The organism is Pantanalinema rosaneae CENA516 (assembly GCF_050753385.1).
Lineage (GTDB): Bacteria > Cyanobacteriota > Cyanobacteriia > Leptolyngbyales > Leptolyngbyaceae > Pantanalinema > Pantanalinema rosaneae.
In genome coordinates this window covers 1-18,152 of the sequence record NZ_JBLZFZ010000054.1, presented here as the reverse complement: position 1 = coordinate 18,152, position 18,152 = coordinate 1, and the positions used below count along the sequence as shown (strand labels likewise).

The following is an 18,152-nucleotide window of genomic DNA, read 5'->3' as shown; positions in this document are numbered from 1 at the left end:
TACCCATGAATTCACGGATATCTCATGATCTCCAAGATACACCCTTGTTATTAATTTGCCCAAAACTCGCCGTTTCGCAACATGGCTTTCCTCTAATCCTATCTATACGGTAATACCGAGGAAAACGGGGTACTTCCGAACATTTATATATAAAGAGATATTGTCCCCTTTCTTCAGAATTCTGTTAAGTAGGGTGAGGCTCCTACCAGGGGGCAGTAAAGGTTGAGATAAAAACTGCGATCGCCAGATGGCAAAGGAGATGCTCTTGCCTCCCTTGCCATCCCGTCAGGTGATCAGGTACTGGTGCTCATCCCGGCAGGGGTCGTGTTCCCTGGCGATGGGATTACTCTTTCCCTTTCTCCTTAGACTTAGAGGTTGAAGCAACATGTAATTCCTTCAACTGTTTGGTATCTACCCCCGATGGCGCACCCGTCAAGAGACAGCGAGCCTGTTGGGTTTTGGGGAAGGCGATCGCATCTCGAATCGATTCTTCGCCGGATAATAGCATCACCCAACGGTCTAAACCATAGGCAATACCACCGTGGGGCGGAGTGCCATATTCAAAGGCTTCCAATAAGAAGCCAAACTTGTTCCGAGCTTCTTCCGGCGATAAGCCAATCAGTTCAAACACTTGGGATTGCAACTCGGGTTGGAAGATCCGCACACTCCCGCCTCCAGCTTCAAACCCGTTGTAAACCAGGTCGTATGCTTGGGTACGAGCAGTTTTTAAGTCGGCTAGATCGTCAGGATGGGGGGCAGTAAACGGATGGTGTAAGGCTTCCAGGCGCTTCTCGTCGGCATTCCACTCGAACATGGGGAAGTCTGTCACCCACAGCAGATTGATCTGGTTTGGATCAATTAAGTTCAGTTCCCGACCGAGACACTGACGTAGACGATCGAGGGTTTTGTTTACCGTTGCTGTATCTCCGGCTCCGAACAGTAACAGATGACCAGCCTGGGCATTGGTGCGACTCAGGATTGCTTGCTTTTGCTCATCGGTCAGATTGTCTTTAATCGCGCCGATCGTGTCAATTTCACCGTTTTCCCGCACCCGGATGTAGGCTAGACCCTTTGCCCCCGCTTCCGTTGCTTCTTTGAATAAATCACCACCGGGTTTGATCCGGACGTTGGAGATCAGATCATTGCCACCAGGAATCGGCAGAATTTTGACAATTCCCCCTTTGGCGATCGCATCGGCAAACACTTTGAAGCCAGATCCCTGCATGACATCAGAGACATCGACTAGCTCCAGATCAAAGCGGGTGTCAGGCTTATCGGAACCATAGCGATCCATCGCTTCCGCGTAGGTCAGACGGGGGAAGGGACGGGGAATTTCGATGCCCTTTAAAGTCTGGAAAATATGACAAACTAGCCCTTCGTTCAGGTTAAGAATTTCCTCCTGGGTCATGAAACTCATTTCCATGTCCAGTTGAGTAAATTCGGGTTGGCGATCGGCTCGCAGGTCTTCATCCCGGAAACAGCGGGCAATTTGATAGTAGCGATCGCACCCCGCCACCATCAATAATTGCTTAAATAACTGGGGTGACTGGGGTAAAGCAAACCACTCACCGGGATTGACTCGCGAAGGCACTAAATAATCTCTGGCTCCTTCGGGAGTGGAACGGGTGAGGATCGGAGTCTCCACCTCCATAAAACCTTCCTGATCTTCCAGGTAGCGACGAATAGCTTTGACTAATTCATGCCGCAACTTGAGATTGCTACTCATCCGCTCCCGGCGCAAATCGAGGTAACGGTATTTCAGCCGCAAATCTTCCCGGACAGCTTCGGTTTCAGCAGTAGACACCTGGAACGGTAATTGCTTCCGTACCGCGTTGAGAATTTCGATCTGATCCGCGTAAATTTCAATTTCTCCCGTGTCAAGGCGAGGATTGAGGGACTCATCCGGGCGCTTCGTTACCCGACCAGAAATTTTGACGACATACTCGTTGCGTAAACCCTCGGCTTGACTGTAGGACTCTGGGGTACGTTCGGGGTCGCTGACGATTTGGACAATGCCACTGCGATCGCGCAAATCAATAAAGATCACGCCCCCATGATCGCGGCGGCGATCGACCCATCCACACAAGGTCACGGTTTTTCCAATGTGTTCTGCTCGTACTTGACCGCAATAATGGGTTCGCATGGCTCCTGAAATCGTTGGCTGAAGTGGGTAATCAATCGGAATTTGCTTAGTCTAACGACTACAAAAGGCAATGAACACTTTCACTGCCTTCTCTTTAATGATTTATGGTGAAAACTTTCCCATTATGCCGTATCCCGACTGCCGTTTCGATCGTTCCCTGACAAATTCAGCCATCTAAATCCGGTTCAATCCCCAGCGATCGCAGTTGAGCAATTAACCGTTCAGTTTTTTGTCGTTCCTGTTGTACTAAGTCGGCTTCTCGCTCTAAGGGCGTGGGAATCCAGTTGCCTGAAGCGTCAAACCAGCGCAGCCATTGCCGATCGACACCTCGATATACGCCTTCCCAAATCCCGATGCCTAACTTAAGGTCACTGAGCCAGAACCGAGGTTGGGGCAGGTCTGTGACTTCGGTATAGTGCCAACCTTCTAAATGGAAGAAGCGCGGGATATTGGTATAGCGGTCAAACACGATGTAGTACGGGACTCGTAGCAAGCGTTCGTATACCTCCCATTTCGATGGTGGTTGATTCACCTCCCGTAGGGTTTGCCCCAAGTCTTCTTTCTCTGTGCCAGGAGAGAGTAATTCGACCACAACGATCGGGCTAACCCCCTCCTGCCAGATCACATAACTCATCCGCAGATCGTGCTGTTCATACAACCGGGGGACACCGACCACCCCAAACCAATCGGGACGTTTATACCAACCCAAGTTGCGGACATCGTAGTAGAGATTCAGGTCACTACCTGTAAACACTTGATCGGCGGGATAGTCAGGGGGTAAGAACGTTTCTTCCAGCAACCGGGGTTGGAGGAGATGGAATTCATCGGGCAAGCCAGGTTCCTCCGCCGATTCACTCGGCAGGTCATACATGGTGGGTAAGTAATCTTTGGGAGGGCGAGGCGGCTCAGGGTGGTACATCGGTCGTCCTCGGTAGCGATCTGCCTCTATTATCAATGCTGTTCAAGGAATCCTGAGTTGACGGGATGACCTAAAAAAGTTGCCGATCCTTCCAATATGCTGGAAAAGATCGGCATCAGATTCGCGATGAAGGTAAACGTTAAGCGATCGCCATTTCAGCCTTCAGATCCGCACAGTAGGTATCGTAAACGCCATCCAGGAATTGCCATAGGGCATCCGCTGCCTGGGTAGCTGCATTCAGCACTTCGGCTTCCTTCTCGGGAGTGTCGGCATACTGTTCAATTAATGCCAATTCCGTTTCCGAGTGGGCAACATCCGCCGCCTGGTGAACGCTGAAGAAGCGATACTCATCGGGGTTATTCATGCCATAGAAGCGTTGTAGCCCATCGATCTTGGTGGTGGCGATCGCGGGAATTTGCGATTCGTAGGCGTAGAGTGCTGCCAAACCAGCATAGAACGAGGAGTTCAGGCAAACTTGCCGGAAGGTGTCCACCAGATGAGTGGTGGTAGCCAGAGGAGCGGTATTGGCTAGGTCCTCATCGGTAGCGCCCAGAGCCAGGGCAAACTTCCGCCAGAGCGCCGGATGGTTTTGGTTGCCCCGTTCTTCTTCGATCAGGTTTTCTAGAATTTCTTGGCGAACCGCGATCGAATTATTGAAGTGAGGAGTATTGAAGTGGACAGCACTCAGGTAAGTCGGGAATGCCAGGACATTCTGAAAATACTGAACTGCATACTGTTTAAGCTGTTCCTGGGTCAGTTTCCCTTCCGTCCAGGCAACATAGAATGCATGTTTCAGCAGGTGCTTTTGCTCAACTACGGCTTGTAACTGTTCGCGCAGCACGATGAATCCTCCATCTATTGAGTAATGCCAAAAAGTGCCAATAAAGCACTGTTTACCAACAATACACTATCCGCTTGAAACTCCCGCAGTGGGCGGTAGGCTACCCGATCGCACGACAACCGATCAAGCCAACTCAAGTCTCTGCTTTTTTGCGAGTCCCGGCGCTGGCGGTAGTAGTTTTCTTAGTTGTGGTTTTCTTTGCTGCTGTTTTAGTCGTGCTGGCTTTTTTCGTTGTCGTTGACTTTTTCTTGGTCGTGGTTTCTGGGGTATCGTCTTCGCTGCTTGCCTCAGCGGCTTTACGGCTCTTGGTCGATTTACTGGACTTTTTGCTGCTGGCTTTGGCGGCTAGAGCTTCTAAGGCAATTTCCAGCGTGATTGATTCTACGGTCTGACCTTCAGGCAAAGAGGCGTTAACTTTCCCATGCTTAATGTAATTGCCGTAGGGCCCCTCGTAGATGTTGACGGGTTCGCCATCTTTGGGGTGGGCACCCAATTCTCGCAGGGGAGCCTTGGATTTGCCACGACCGCCGCGAGTGGCTTTGGGTTCGGCAAGGAGGGCTAAGGCACGATCGAAGTCGATCGTCAGCACATCATCTCCAGCCTTCAGCGATCGATATTCCTTACCGTTTTTCCCCTGGTCATGAAGGATGTAAGGCCCGAACCGCCCCAGGCTTGCCTGGATTTTCCCCCCGGTTTCCGGATGGATCCCCAAGTTGCGGGGCAATGCCAGCAACCCGACTGCCATTTCCAGCGTCACGTTATCGAGGGTGACTCCTTTGGGCAGAGATGCCCGTTTGGGCTTGGGATTCTCATCCGTGGCATCGCCCAGTTGCACGTAGGGCCCATACGCGCCAATCAGCAAATAGATCGGTTCCCCGGTTTCGGGATGGAAGCCAACTTTATCGGGACCTTCAGTTTTTTGCCGTAACAAGGTTTCAACTTGTTCTGGATCTAAATCGGAGGGCGTGAGGTCTTTGGGAATCGAGGCTTTCACCTGCCCCTCTTCGCCATCCACTTCCAAATAAGCCCCAAATCGACCAATCCGCACTTTAGCCGCCAGATTTTCCAGTTCGACGGTGCGAGCCTGGTTGGGATCAATCTGGCTCTCCTGTTCCTTCACCTGAGTTTCCAAACCCTGTTTGCCCAGGTAAAACTCTTGCAAGTAAGGGAGCCATTTGGCTTCTCCAGTGGAAATCTCGTCCAGGGTTTGCTCCATCTTTGCTGTAAAGCTGGCATCGACTAAATCAGGAAAATATTTTTCCAGCAGTGAGGTAACGGCAAAGGCGGTAAACGTGGGAACTAACGCATTACTAACCATTTGGGCATAGCCCCGATCGATGATCGTGCCAATAATGCTGGCGTAGGTACTGGGACGACCAATGCCTTCACTTTCCAGGGTCTTAACGAGGGAGGCTTCGGTGTATCGGGCGGGCGGTTGGGTTTCATGCCCGATCGCCTCTAGGTCGGTACAGGCTGGCGTATCGCCAATCTCCAGCCGAGGCAGGATCACCTCTTGATCTTCGATCGCGGCATCGGGATCATCTGACCCTTCTACATAGGCGCGGAAGAAACCTGGGAAATCAATCCGCTTGCCCGAGGCTCGGAAGCCCGCATCCTCGACCTGGATCTGCATTGTGATATTGGTTTGGCGAGCTTCTGCCATCTGGGTGGCGACGGTGCGTTTCCAGATCAGGTCATATAACCGCAGTTCCCGATCCTTTAGTCCCGTTTGCTTGGGAGTTCGGAAGCTACTTCCCGCCGGACGGATCGCTTCGTGGGCTTCCTGTGCCCCCTTACTCTTGGTGGAATATTGCCGGGGTTGGGGACTCAAGTAATCGGTGCCATACTTTTCTTCCACGCAGGCTCGGGCGGCGGCGATCGCCTGTTGGGACAGGTTCACGGAGTCAGTCCGCATGTAGGTGATATAACCCTGCTCATACAGGCTCTGGGCGACCCGCATGGTTTCTCGGGCTGAGAGTCCCAGTTTGCGGTTGGCTTCCTGCTGTAAGGTCGAGGTAGTAAAGGGTGGTGACGGTTTGCGGGTAACGGGACGTTCCTCTAGGTTCGTGACTGTCCAGGCACGATCTCGAATGCGATCGGCTAAGGTTCTAGCTTCGGCTTCATTCAGCAGCGTCACACTGCGTCCGGCAATAATTTGCCCTGTGGCTTCATCAAAGTCGGCACCCGTAGCCACTTTGATCCCAGCTAAACTGATTAACCGCGCCTCGAAGGAGCCTTGAGCTTCCGGGGTATCTCCTCGCGCTTCCAGGGTGGCTTTTAAATCCCAATAGCTGCCTTTATGGAAGGCACGACGCTGGCGTTCGCGTTTGACCAATAACCGCACCGCCACGGATTGTACCCGTCCGGCAGAGAGTCCAAAGGCAATCTTTTTCCACAGCAGTGGCGAGAGGGTATAGCCCACCAGGCGATCGAGAATCCGCCGAGTTTCCTGTGCCCGGACTAACCGCTCATCCACCTCCCGACAGTTTTGGATGGCTTCTTGAATGGCTTCCTGGGTAATTTCGTGGAACACCATGCGTTTGGTGGGCACTTTGGGTTGCAGAAGTTGCAAGAGATGCCAGCTAATGCTTTCACCTTCCCGGTCTTCGTCCGTTGCCAGTACCAGTTCGTCAGCCTGCTTCAGGGCATCTTTCAATTCTTTGACGATTTTTTTCTTGTCCTGCGGTACAACATACAGGGGTTCAAAATTGTTTTCGACGTTTACCCCTAGCTGTGCCCACTTTTCCCCCTTGGCGCTGGCAGGAATTTCGCTAGCGGATTGCGGTAGATCGCGAACATGCCCCATCGAGGCTTCAACGCGATAGCCGGATGGCAAATAGTTGCGAATGGTGCGGGCTTTGGTCGGGGATTCAACAATGACAAGGGTGGACATGGGCTTGGTTGTAGGCGGCAATAACGGTCGTGCAGTCAAATGACATTATCAATAACGGGCGGCTGAAGTCACCAGTGGTTCTGATCTCTACTTATAGCCAATATTGATGGAATCGTTCGGTTTCCGAAAGGTTTCTGGGAGCAAGTTTATTCACACGGTATACCGGGAGGCGGGATGAAACGGTGATCTGAGGACGATCGCGATCGTACCCATTTCAATCATTGGTTTAAGAAATGTAGACATGGATCATTCGCTTCTTGCCGTGTGAATCGGGATCATCGGGATATCTCCAGAGACAGCCTTGCATAATTCCTTACGAAATTCAAATTAAACGGCGATTGGGAGGGCAGCAATGCTCGAAACTGGGCTGGATCATCGCCCGGATGCAGCAATAGAGACAATGCTCCTATAACTTATCAAACTTTCTATAACAGACAATTGGGGCGATCGGGAAGGTGAGTACCCATCTGGAAAGTTGACTAGATCAAGATAAAGGCGGTTTCAAGTCGCAGTCCTCTTCTGGTGTAAGCGCAGAGGGAGACGGTTGTAAAGGAGGATTGCGCGGTAAAATCCACTGTAGTGAATGGCGAGAACTTCAAGCCCAATTTATGGGCAAGAGGTTTGGTCATAAATTTCGTAAATAGTCGATTCGGACAACCCTCATGGATTTTGCCAGTCTCGCTGCCCAGCTTAACACTGGAACCATCCTGCCAGAGCTAATTGTCATTGCCACCCTACTATTGGTGGTAGTTGGCGATTTGATTGTGGGGCGCACAGCTTCCGCTAGCTGGACTCCCTACCTCTCGATCGTGGGACTGTTAGCTGCTGTTGGTTCCCTCTACTACCAGTGGGATAGCAGTGATCCCATTTCGTTTCTGGGTAGTTTTAACAGTGATGCCCTGAGCCTTGTGTTTCGGGGTGTAATTGCGCTGTCGGCTGCCGTGACGATTCTGATGTCGGTACGGTATGTTGAACAGTCCGGTACATCGTTAGCTGAGTTTCTCACGATTTTGCTCACGGCTACCTTAGGCGGGATGTTCCTGTCGGGGGCGAATGAGTTAGTGATGATTTTTGTTTCCCTAGAAACCCTCAGTATTTCGTCTTATTTGCTAACCGGCTATACCAAACGTGACCCGCGATCGAATGAAGCTGCTCTGAAGTATTTGCTAATTGGGGCTTCTAGCTCAGCGATCTTCCTGTATGGTTCATCGTTGTTGTATGGCTTATCGGGTGGGAAAACGAACCTGAGTGAGATTGCTGCCGGGATCGCCAGTGCTGGATTAGGACAGTCGATCGGGTTGATTATTGCTCTGGTGTTTGTGATTGCCGGGATTGCCTTCAAAATTGCGGCGGTACCCTTTCATCAATGGACACCAGATGTCTATGAAGGCTCACCGACTCCAGTGGTCGCCTTTCTCTCGGTGGGCTCCAAGGCAGCGGGATTTGCGTTGGCAATTCGGTTGCTGGTAACGGCATTCCCACTGCTGACCGAGGAGTGGCATTTTGTCATGACGGCGCTGGCATTCCTGAGCATGATTCTGGGAAATGTGGTGGCGTTGGCGCAGACCAGTATGAAGCGACTGCTGGCGTACTCGTCGATCGGGCAAGCGGGCTTTGTCATGATCGGGTTGGTGATTGGGACAGATGCTGGATACTCCAGTATGCTGTTCTACCTGATTGCCTATCTGATGATGAACCTGGGCGCGTTTACCTGTGTGATTTTGTTCTCGTTGCGGACGGGAACGGATCAGATTAGTGAGTATGCCGGGTTATATCAGAAAGATCCGCTGCTAACCCTGGGCTTGAGTATTTGTCTACTGTCCCTGGGTGGTATTCCGCCGATGGTGGGGTTCTTTGGTAAGCTCTACCTGTTTTGGGCGGGTTGGCAGGCGGGAGCCTATGCTCTGGTGCTGTTAGGTCTGGTGACGAGTGTGATCTCGATTTACTATTACATTCGGGTTGTGAAGGCGATGGTAGTGAAGGAACCCCACGAAATGTCGGATGCGGTGAAAAACTACCCCGAAATTCGCTGGGATCAGCGCGGTATGCGATCGCTGCAAGTGGGTCTAATCATCTCGGTGATTGCTACTTCCCTGGCTGGTATTCTCTCGAACCCATTGTTTACCCTGGCAAATACCTCGGTAGCCAAGACTCCCATGCTGCAAGCGGCTAAGGTGACTTTAGAACAACCTGTCGTTCAGGAAAAGATTGCTCCTCTAGCTGACCTGAGCCTGAAGCTGTAATCAAATTCTGAATCAATTCAAGCGCGATCGCTGTTTCTGTTAAACGGCGATCGCTTTTGTTTTATCTAGCTCCCACATGAGATGATTGGGCTGCCATTTTAGAGGGTATTTGAAAAGGTGCTAGCTGTGATGTTAAGCACTCAGAGATCCCCCCTAGCCCCCTTTTTAAGGGGGAATCAGTCTCATAGTCCCCTTTTTTCTAGCGTTAGCGGCGCGGAGCGCGGGGATTTAGGAGGAAAGCCCAGTATTATATGCTTTTGTCTAATCTGTTAGACAGCATTCAGTAGCTCAAGAATAGATAGTTAAGCAATTGCTTGATCGCACCAAATGGCTACAGAAAATCATAGACAGCGTTTCGCACAACGATTTGGCACAATTAGCTAAAAGCGGTAGTTACGATCGCGTACCCATAAACTAATCGGCACCGCATGACCACTACTATCCACCTTGGCTTCCACCACAAACGCCTGGGGCTGACGTTGTACCTGGGAGATCGCTGTATTAATTTGCTGACGCTGATCCTCTGGCATGTAGTAGGTTTCCAACCCGTAGGTGACTTGCCAACCGTTATAGTTCCCTCGAATTGCCACTTGATTTGCAGTGAACTGATTGGGACGATCGCCACTAATCCGCACCGGCTTCCAGGGTTTTGGTGGTTGGGAATTGCTTTGGGCAGGAGCCTCTAACACCACATAAAAATCTCCACTGGCATGTTGATCTAACCACTTACCGCCAGGGAGTTTTTTCAACGCATTCACGTCAGAAATGTCATAACGCAGGGTTTGGGAATAGCCCCGCAGCAGATCATAGGGATCAACCGGAGCCGTTTGCAGCGTAATCGGTTTACCCGCGATCGAGGTATAGGCATCCTGCGCCGGAACCATGATAATCAGTGCCGCCTGAAATACCAGAGGCAACCAGAATCGCCAGATTGGAATTTGTCGGGGAGACTCTATGGCTGGAGCAGGTTGAGGGATGGGGGACTCAACGGGTGGATCAACTGGGTGATTGGGAGGTTGTGTAGTCATAGTTTACTCCTGTGACGATGTGGGTAGAGATGCCGGACGATCGGCCTTGATATTCCGCTCAAACCAAACGCCAGATGCCATTACGCCTAAGCCACACAAGGCAAAGACGATCGCTTTAATTAACAGCCCTGTGTCGTATTCCAGCATCCGGCTCAGAATGCCGAGTACCAGCAACACCATGCCGCCCCAGAATGTATGCCGACTTGCCAGCGCCAACCCATCCCGAATTAATCCCAATGCCAGGACAAATAGGATCAGGTTAAACACCAGCACTCCCAACCCCGGCAGGAAGGAATGGCAGAAAAATACGATCGTCATCAGGATTAAGGTCAGGGCGATCGTGCCACTGTTAATCGCCTTTTCCTGCACTCGCAACAAATCACGCCGCAACTGATAACTCAGATGTAACCACCCTAATCCCGCGACGATCGCCAGCAACGTGGCATCAATCAACGGTTGCCAGTGCCAATTTGCCAGAGCGCCATCCCGGTAGCCTGAGTAGTCTGTCCATAACCAACGGAAGGACAGGGAATAGGTGAGAATTCCCAGTACCCAAATCGATAAACTGCGGGCGATCGGCTGGAAGGGGTCAGTCGTCACTGTCCGGGATGCCAGGGCAGGTGTGGCGGTGAGGGACGTAGATAAGCGCTGCCAGATGCGATCACTGTATGCCCATAACAGTGCCACTGGTAGACCAAAGGCGATCGCAGGTAGCCAGCCACTGGTCACGATCCCACTGGATAATGGCTTGAGATTAAAGATTAATGAGGTGGCGATCGTGATTGCACTCAAGCCAAAGATCACCCGCGATCGACACCAATATGCCAATGGGACAAACACCATGCTAGTCACTAGAGGCATGTGTTGGACAATCAGGGATATCCAGGAAAACTGTTGCCAAAGTTGCCAGTTGAACCAACCACCGGAATAGCCGAGATTCACCAAAATTAGTGCCAGTACACCGAGCGAGGTTAGCCGCAGACTGTACGCCATCGCAGCAACTCCCAGTCCCCAAACCAGAAATAGCTCATACAGTTCGCCAGTTTGGTGAAACATTTGGGACATCAAGCCCATGTTCGCCCCCAGCAGCATCGCCCCCAGGATCAACAATGCCTGCCCCAGTCGTTGCTGTCCTTTCTGGGAGGCTGGTCGCCGCCATAGGTGAAATCCGATCGCGTTCACCCCGATAAAACAACTCAGCAAGACAACAACTTTGAACGATCGCGACCACTCTTGCCAGTTCGCCGCAACAAAGGTGATCGCCCCTAATCCTAAGAGAATCGCTCCTAAACCCATGAGGATGGCAACAAAGCGATTACTCGCCTCCCGCTCCAGGTGTTGGAATTGGTAGCGATCGGCTAACTTTTCATACAGAGCCGCATCAATTAATCCCTCTGCCCACCATTGTTCAGACTCTTGCCGTAACTGCCGTCGAAACTTTTCGGAAACCATTCATCGATCACCTCTCAACAGGGAGTGACAAGTCTCACCGCTAACCGCAAGGCGGTGTAGCGGGAGCTTCCAACCTCACGATTGAAAATTGCTGCTTCACGGGCAGAGTAACCTCTAAGCCTCCACAGCCAGCAAACGCTAGTCCAAGCGTCCGTTGTACCCGATTCAAGATGTTAATCCCTGAGTTCCAATCCCCGTCAATCACCAGTCCACAACAACAACTATGAACCCGGTCTTTCAGTGTTTTCTCAACTCGCTCCCCACAACTCGAACATTCAATGCTAGTGCCTCTAGCGTCACCTTCCACTGCCCACTTGCCGCGTTTGACCGCTACTGCTTGCAGGATATTCAGGAATGTGCCCCAAGCGGCATCCAAGATCGACTTAGCCAGTCGGGTTCTAGCCAGTCCTTTAATGTTCAAGCTCTCAAACGCAATCAAGTCATACGTGGCACACAACCAATGGGCGACCTGATAATGAAATTCTCTGCGCTGATGAGTGATATGCAAATGCAATCGCGCCACTTTGTTCGCCTGCTTTTGGTAGTTCTTAGACCCCTTCTGCATTCGAGCCAGATTGCGTTGCTGTCGAGCCAATCGGCTTTGAGCCTTCCGGTAAAACTGGGGAATCTTAACTGCCTGCCCGTCTGACGTTGCTAAAAACTTCTCCAACCCAACATCGATGCCAACCGCAGATTTGATTTCATCCACAGGTAACGGCGCTGGAACGGTGTCATCTTCCAGGCTAAAGCTGACATACCAGCCATCCGCCTTATGCAAAATAGTCGCTTGTTTGAGCGCAAATCCGTCAGGGGTTGGGCGATGCAGAATCACCTCAACGTCGCTAATCTTAGAAAGTTTTAAAACATTTCCGGTTAAGTGTGCTCCTGCTTTGGGGCAATTCACCCGTGGGAAGGTGAACGAAGATAAATCACCTCTCGTCTTAAAGCGAGGTCTGCCTCCTCTCTGACCATTTTTGTTGGGGATTAGCCAACGCTTCCAGGCTTTATCCAGCCTCATAAGATTCTGCTGTTGGCAGTCCGCATAGATGGCTTTGTAGTCTGGGAATAGTTGTTTCGTTTGGCGTAACTCCGATGCTTGGGTATAGTAATCAACCCTATTTGGCACATCCCCAACGGCTTCAGCCACCAGACTGCAACGGTCTATGGGCGAACGGGTTCGACTCAACCAATCCAATCGCTGACCGAGCGCATAATTCCAATGCCGACGCAGTAACTCACCCCAGAGCGCCATAGTTGCCGCTTGTTCTGGAGTGGGGTTGAGCCGGTACTGATAGGTGATTCTCATGGTACTATTGTACCGCAAAACGCAGTACACGGAACAATGAAAAACCTCACCATTAGAATTCCTGAGCCTGAGTTGGGAATCTTGAAAGCTTATTGTGAACAGGAAGGACGGAATCAAACAGATGTTCTTAGGGAATTCATTCGCAGCCTTAAGCGAAAAGTTAAAACCGAATATTAATGTGGGCAACCTGCGTGGCATCGAACCACTTGCTTGCCGCTCCTATCCCCCTCACTGCCAATTGGAGTACCAATGTGGCGGGAGTACCCCGGAGGTTTTGATGGATACTCCCAAGCTAAGTACAGGACAAAAAGCTTGAAAGATTGAGCAGGGTAGGGTTTCATCAGAATTACGACACTCATCAGAAACCCTATGAGCCAATATAGCGAATTAAGGCGAGTCCTCCAAGCCCAATTGAACTGGCATGGAGCCAGGATTTCATTTCTGGCTTTGTTTTTGTTAGCCTTGCTGAAAGTCAAAACGGTAAATTTAAGCGAACTATGTTTAGGCTTTGGCGGCAAGGCTTTGCCCGAATCGAGCTACAAGCGGTTGCAGCGCTTTTTTCGAGAGTTTGACCTGGATTACACCGAACTGGCGACCCTGTTGGTGAGTTGGATGCAAATTCCACCAGGGTGGGTGTTGAGCCTGGATCGCACGACCTGGAAATTCGGGAGTCATTGGCACAACATTTTGACCTTAGGCATTGTGCATGAAGGGGTTGCCTTCCCGATTCTGTGGTGGCTGTTGGATAAAAAAGGGAACTCCAACAGCGACGAGCGGATGCGGTTTATGGAAACCTTTGCCAAACGATTTCCCACCGCTCGGGTGAACTGCTTGTGTGCGGATCGCGAGTTCGTTGGCCAAGCCTGGGTGCGCTATCTCCTGCTCGAACCGGCTTTAGCCTTTCGCTTACGGATTCGGGACACCGACCAGATTGAGCACGATGGCAAGGTCCTGGCGGCGCGGGTCGTCTTTGCCCATCTGCAAGTCGGTCAATCTCAAAGACTCACTGGCACTTGCCGGGTCTGGGGTTATCCGGTTGCTGTGGAAGCCCTGCGACTTGAGGATGGGGAGTTACTCGTGGTCATTGCGCCCGTCCACACCCAGAATTTGGTTCAAGATTACGCCAAACGTTGGTCGATTGAAACCTTGTTTGGCATTTTCAAAACGCGGGGTTTCTGTCTGGAATCCACTCACTTCACCGATGCCGAGCGGTTGAGCAAGTTGTTCGCCTTGTTGACCTTAGCTTTATGTTGGGCCATGAAAACAGGCGTATGGTTGCATCAATGGCAGCCGATTGAGATGAAAAAACACGGTCGTCGTGCCAAAAGTTTGTTTCGCTTAGGATTCGATTATTTGCGCCATTTGGTGCTCAATCCATCTGCGTCTAATGGGTCCGACTTTTTGCAATCTCTACAACTTTTGTCCCGTACTTAGCTCCCAAGATACTCATGAGTTGAATTTTCTTTCTAGAAAATTAGACACTCCGGAATCTGGTTTGCGGATCACTCTGGCTAGTCATTGCAGACAGCGATATTTCTGCCCAGCCAGGCTCCTTGTTCCCAATCACCTGACGATCTGGCACATTTCTGCTTAAAGTTCCGCAACGATCGCCCCAACCGTCTACACTCAACAAAGGCAGGCGATTGCCTGGATAAATCGATTCAGTTCTTAATAATTGCTATGAGTACCCCACCGATCCAGTGGTATCCTGGTCACATTGCCAAAGCCGAGAAGGCTTTACGCGAACAGCTTAAGTTGGTGGATGTTGTGCTAGAAGTCCGTGATGCCCGAATTCCACTGACCACAGAGCATCCGCAACTGAAGCAATGGATCGGTAATAAAGAGCGGGTACTGGTGCTGAATCGAGTCGATATGATTCCGCCCCATGCTAAACAAGTCTGGACAGAGTGGTTTCAGGCAACGGGAGAAACGCCCCATTTTACGGATGCCCAACATGGCAAAGGGATTGAAGCGATCATCCAATCCGCCCAGGTGGTTGGCAAGCAGGTGAATCAGCGGCGGGCTAATCGAGGCATGTTACCGCGCCCGGTGCGTGCAGTGGTGATTGGATTCCCTAACGTGGGTAAGTCGGCATTAATTAATCGTCTGCTGAAGCGTCGGGTGGTAGATAGTGCCCGTCGGGCTGGAGTCACTCGTCAACTTCGCTGGGTGAGAATCTCCGATCAAATTGAACTGTTGGATGCTCCGGGTGTCCTGCCCTCTCGCCTGGAGGATCAGGAGGCGGCTCTGAAATTGGCGATATGCGACGACATTGGTGAGGCGGCTTACGACAACCAACGGGTCGCTGCTGCGTTCGTCGATCGCTTAAAAGCCCTGCAAGCGGATTCAACCTTACACACTCGATATCAGTTAGCCGTAGCGGATTTAACGGGTGAAGATTACCTGCATACCCTGGCAGACCACCGATATCAAGGCGATGTAGAACGCACTGCCTGTCAAATTCTGAATGATTTTCGCAAAGGACACCTCGGCGCGATCGCTCTAGAATACCCTCCCGAATAACTTCAATTTCTCACAAGTCACTCTTTGGAAGGAGAGCCGAATCAAGCATCAGACTGATTCATCCCAATGAACGGATTTATAGCCTGATAAGGAAATCTTTCATTAAGGGAGAAACTACATTATGCCACTTTACAAAATCAAAGACTTTGATTCTGATTATCGTAATGGTTCTGACTACGATGTCCTGTCCTACGATCTATATGCTGGCAATGATAAGGTCGGCTCAGTGGATGATTTACTTGTAGATGATCAAGGAAAGCTCCGTTATTTGGTCGTAAATACTGGCGTATGGATTTTTGGTAAGAAAGTATTATTACCGGTTGGGTTAGCGAATATTAACGGGAGCGATCGTCGCGTTTATACCGATGGTCTGACCCGGACTCAAGTTGAAGATCTGCCTGAATACCGGGATGATATGACCGTTGACTATGATCAAGAAGAACGGGTGCGTGGGATCTATCGTCCGATGGCAAGCTCCCGCATGAACCGCACAACGGCGGTGGATCAATCAGCCGCCCTCGATAGCTCGACCGCCCTGGGATCTACTCCCCTAGATAGCTCTGCTACGGCTTACAATCGCCCTGCTAGCTACGATCGCAACTCCTATCGCTATGACTATGATGCCAATCTCTACGATCTGAATGATCGCGACCATCAAAGTCTGCGCCTGTATGAAGAGCGGTTAATTGCGAACAAAACTCGGCGTAAAACGGGTGAGGTTGCCGTTGGTAAGCATGTAGAAACTGAAACAGCACATGTTTCTGTGCCGATCGAGCGCGAACGAGTGGTAATTGAACGGACTACACCGACCGATGCCAATGCCGTTGTTTCTCCGGATGCCCATGCCTTTGGTGAAGGGGAAGTGGCACGGGTAGAAGTCTACGAAGAAACTCCCGATATTCGCAAGGAAGCCTTTGTCCGGGAAGAAGTTCGGGTGCGGAAAGAAGTCGAGCGGGAAACCGTAGACGCGGAAGAAACCCTGCGCCGGGAACGCCTGGATATTAATAAGGATGGAAACCCTGTCCTAGAAGACTCTGAGCGCCGCCGCAACGATCGCATCTAGTCCAACAACTCACTGGAGTCAAACTTAACTTGACTCCACCAGGGCGGGGTTTGCCAGGGTTCAACCATTGGGGTTGAAGCACACCTGAAAACAAACCTCGTCCTTTGTGCTGTCCATCAACAACTACGCCAGGACAGTCATCCAGAGCCAACGTCATTTCAACCCTGTCATCACCTTACCTCAGTAACCATACTGGGCTGATATTTAAGCCGACTAATGCGGTTGATAAGTCAGCAGGTAGTAGACCGTCACCGTTGAACTAATCAGTAGCAGTGTAACTAGTAGCATGGTTGTACTGGTAGAAAAACACCCTAAAAATCACCCGTATGGGGGATGACTATAATTTACTTAGTTATCCTATCAGGAGGAGAGTGTCAAAGTAGCAAATTTGATCCGACAAATTGCTGAGTTTTTCGTGAAAAGGCAAGCTTTTTACTGATTTTTCTGTTACAGTTATAAGCTTTGCCAAAGCATACACTGTCATCTCAGTAATATCCGATACCCATGGATGGTAGTGTTTATTCGGTGGTACTGTTCGTGAACTGTCACAATCTGTTGAAAAGCGGTTCCCCGATCGGCTGACCGTCATCCCTTCGGCAAGAGTATGATGAGATACTGCACAGCAATCCAGTGGCTTCACTGGCATCTTGGCTGCCTGCTTCTTACCAACCCCTCTGTTTTCACTTTGGAACCAGGTGAAAATGGAGTATACGTCACCTGGGTGCGGATGTATGACCTGTTGTTTAAATCCTGAGTGCCAACAGCCCCAGAATCCTGATGATGCCGAGTTTTGTCTCAACTGTGGAGCCAAACTGATTCCTTTGCTTCGCAGTCGGTATCGGGTGGTACGTCCGATCGGGCAGGGTGGCTTTGGCAAAACCTACCTGGCCTTAGATGAAGATCGACTCAAAAGTCGCTGTGTGATTAAACAGTTTTCGCCGCAAGTCCAGGGTGGCTCCAAGTCGATCGAGAAAGCGGTGCAATTATTTGAGCAGGAAGCCGTCCGGCTGCACGAACTGGGCGAACACCCCCAAATTCCGACTCTATTAGCCTATTTTGAGCATGAGCAACGGCTTTACCTGGTGCAGCAATTTATCGAAGGTCAAACCCTACTCCAGGAGTTGTTATATCAAGGTAGTTTCAGCGAACAGCGGATTCGGGAAGTGCTGGTTGGGGTGTTACCTGTCCTCAAGTTCGTTCATGATCATCAGGTGATTCACCGCGACATCACCCCCTCCAATGTGATTCGGCGCAAAGCCGACAATAAATTGGTGCTGATTGATTTCGGGGTTGCCAAACTCCTATCAACCGCTACAGCCTCCTTACCCGGCACGAAAATTGGCACCGAAGGCTATGCCCCAATGGAACAAATTCGCAGCGGTCGTGCCTTTCCTGCCAGCGATATTTATAGCCTGGGAGCGACCTGCCTCTTTTTGATGACCCAAACCAAGCCCGATGATCTCTATGATCCCTTAGAAGGACGCTGGCTCTGGCGAGAACGGTTACAGCAACGCGGTGGCAAAATCAGCGAACCGATCGCCCAAATTCTCGACAAAATGCTGAAGGATTTGGTCAGTGAACGGTACCAATCCGCCGATGCCGTGATGCGAGACTTACGGCAAGCCCTCTCCCGCCCCCCAGCCACCTCCAATCCCAGCATGTTTAGTGGAGTGACTGCCAGCTATCCCACCTCCCATCCCCCCTCGTCGGCTCATTCTACCCCTGTCTCTTATACACATCT

Annotated in this window: 14 protein-coding genes; 6 read left to right on the top strand and 8 right to left on the bottom strand. The window is 50.9% G+C overall.

Going from position 1 to position 18,152, the window contains the following annotated elements:
• Positions 1–343: 343 nt before the first annotated feature.
• From aspS to topA, 5 genes are all read right to left on the bottom strand, one after another.
• A complete protein-coding gene (gene aspS, locus ACN4EK_RS24760) occupies positions 344–2,143 on the bottom strand; it encodes an aspartate--tRNA ligase (RefSeq protein ID WP_431660953.1) in 1,800 nt (599 codons plus the stop codon).
• A 166-nt stretch (positions 2,144–2,309) separates the two neighbouring features.
• Positions 2,310–3,062, bottom strand: a complete 753-nt coding sequence (locus ACN4EK_RS24755; protein ID WP_431660952.1) for a Uma2 family endonuclease — start codon at positions 3,060–3,062, stop codon at positions 2,310–2,312.
• Between the two features lie 139 nt (positions 3,063–3,201).
• Positions 3,202–3,903 (bottom strand): CADD family putative folate metabolism protein, encoded by a 702-nt coding sequence (locus tag ACN4EK_RS24750; RefSeq protein WP_431660951.1) that lies wholly within the window; start codon positions 3,901–3,903, stop codon positions 3,202–3,204.
• A 14-nt stretch (positions 3,904–3,917) separates the two neighbouring features.
• Positions 3,918–4,040 (bottom strand): hypothetical protein, encoded by a 123-nt coding sequence (locus tag ACN4EK_RS24745; RefSeq protein WP_431660950.1) that lies wholly within the window; start codon positions 4,038–4,040, stop codon positions 3,918–3,920.
• A complete protein-coding gene (gene topA, locus ACN4EK_RS24740; RefSeq protein ID WP_431660949.1) occupies positions 4,037–6,796 on the bottom strand; it encodes a type I DNA topoisomerase in 2,760 nt (919 codons plus the stop codon). Before topA ends, ACN4EK_RS24745 begins: the two co-directional genes overlap by 4 nt.
• 662 nt (positions 6,797–7,458) lie before the next feature.
• Between topA and ACN4EK_RS24735 the strand changes: the two genes are divergently transcribed.
• Positions 7,459–9,039: an NAD(P)H-quinone oxidoreductase subunit N gene (locus ACN4EK_RS24735; protein ID WP_431660948.1), complete on the top strand. Its 1,581-nt coding sequence runs from the start codon at positions 7,459–7,461 to the stop codon at positions 9,037–9,039.
• Positions 9,040–9,419: 380 nt separating this feature from the next.
• On the opposite strand, the gene ACN4EK_RS24730 is transcribed toward ACN4EK_RS24735, so the two are convergent.
• The 3 genes from ACN4EK_RS24730 to ACN4EK_RS24720 are packed head-to-tail and all read right to left on the bottom strand — an operon-like array spanning position 9,420 to position 12,825.
• Positions 9,420–10,067 (bottom strand): GDYXXLXY domain-containing protein, encoded by a 648-nt coding sequence (locus ACN4EK_RS24730; protein ID WP_431660947.1) that lies wholly within the window; start codon positions 10,065–10,067, stop codon positions 9,420–9,422.
• A gap of 3 nt (positions 10,068–10,070) precedes the next feature.
• The gene (locus tag ACN4EK_RS24725) at positions 10,071–11,519 is read right to left on the bottom strand and encodes a DUF2157 domain-containing protein (RefSeq protein WP_431660946.1); all 1,449 of its coding nucleotides are present in this window, start codon (positions 11,517–11,519) and stop codon (positions 10,071–10,073) included.
• A gap of 40 nt (positions 11,520–11,559) precedes the next feature.
• Complete coding sequence (locus ACN4EK_RS24720; protein ID WP_431660945.1) at positions 11,560–12,825, bottom strand: RNA-guided endonuclease InsQ/TnpB family protein; 1,266 nt, start codon at positions 12,823–12,825, stop codon at positions 11,560–11,562.
• A 36-nt stretch (positions 12,826–12,861) separates the two neighbouring features.
• On the opposite strand from ACN4EK_RS24720, the gene ACN4EK_RS24715 reads away from it, so the two are divergent.
• From ACN4EK_RS24715 to ACN4EK_RS24695, 5 genes are all read left to right on the top strand, one after another.
• Entirely contained in the window at positions 12,862–13,002 is a 141-nt protein-coding gene (locus ACN4EK_RS24715) for a ribbon-helix-helix protein, CopG family (protein ID WP_431660944.1), read from the top strand.
• Between the two features lie 192 nt (positions 13,003–13,194).
• Positions 13,195–14,259 (top strand): IS4 family transposase, encoded by a 1,065-nt coding sequence (locus ACN4EK_RS24710; RefSeq protein WP_431656348.1) that lies wholly within the window; start codon positions 13,195–13,197, stop codon positions 14,257–14,259.
• Between the two features lie 246 nt (positions 14,260–14,505).
• Positions 14,506–15,348 carry a ribosome biogenesis GTPase YlqF gene (gene ylqF, locus ACN4EK_RS24705; RefSeq protein ID WP_431660943.1) on the top strand — a complete coding sequence of 281 codons (843 nt, stop codon included), beginning with the start codon at positions 14,506–14,508 and terminating at the stop codon, positions 15,346–15,348.
• A gap of 121 nt (positions 15,349–15,469) precedes the next feature.
• Positions 15,470–16,411: a DUF2382 domain-containing protein gene (locus tag ACN4EK_RS24700; RefSeq protein WP_431660942.1), complete on the top strand. Its 942-nt coding sequence runs from the start codon at positions 15,470–15,472 to the stop codon at positions 16,409–16,411.
• Positions 16,412–17,142: 731 nt separating this feature from the next.
• The coding region (locus ACN4EK_RS24695) for a protein kinase domain-containing protein (RefSeq protein ID WP_431660941.1) at positions 17,143–18,152 on the top strand (1,010 nt) is incomplete at its 3' end.